This is a genomic window from Mycobacterium sp. 1274756.6, from assembly GCF_001668625.1.
In the GTDB taxonomy this organism is placed as follows: Bacteria; Actinomycetota; Actinomycetes; order Mycobacteriales; family Mycobacteriaceae; genus Mycobacterium.
This window is the reverse complement of record NZ_LZLJ01000047.1, coordinates 1-617: the sequence shown is the minus strand read 5'-3', so window position 1 is coordinate 617 and position 617 is coordinate 1. Positions and strand designations below refer to the sequence as shown.

Sequence of the window (617 nt, the reverse complement as noted above, 5' to 3'; positions counted from 1 at the left end):
CAGTCCTCGAAGTACAACTCGGTGGTCGGCGAGCCCTTGATGCCCAGCTTCTTCTCCTTGGGCCCCACCGTGAAACCCTCGTCGTCCTTGTGCACCACGAACGCCGAGATCCCGTTGGCGCCCTTGTCCGGTTCGGTCACCACCATCACCGTGTACCAGGTCGACTTGCCGCCGTTGGTGATCCACGCCTTGGTGCCGTTGAGGACCCAGTCGTCCCCGTCGGGCACCGCCCGGGTGCGCATCGCCACCGCGTCACTGCCGGACTCGCGCTCCGACAGCGCGTAGGAGGCCATCGTCTCCCCCGCCGCCAGGCCCGGCAGCACCTTCTGCTTGAGGTCCTCCGAGCCGGCCAGGATCAGCCCCATGGTGCCCAGCTTGTTCACCGCCGGGATCAGCGAGGAGGAGGCGCACACCCGCGCCACTTCCTCGATGACGATGCAGGTGGCCACCGAGTCCGCCCCCTGCCCGCCGTACTCCTCGGGCACGTGCACCGCGTTGAACCCCGAGGAGTTCAGCGCCGTCAGCGCCTCCTCGGGGAATCGGGACTGCTCGTCGACCTCGGCGGCATACGGGGCGATCTCCTTCTCCGCCAGCGCCCGGATCGCCGCCCGCAGCTC

1 protein-coding gene is annotated in these 617 nt (G+C 68.9%); it reads right to left on the bottom strand.

What is annotated here, in order from left to right:
* Positions 1-617: acyl-CoA dehydrogenase family protein (locus tag A5643_RS05905; RefSeq protein WP_197497662.1), on the bottom strand; the 617-nt coding region annotated here is incomplete at both ends.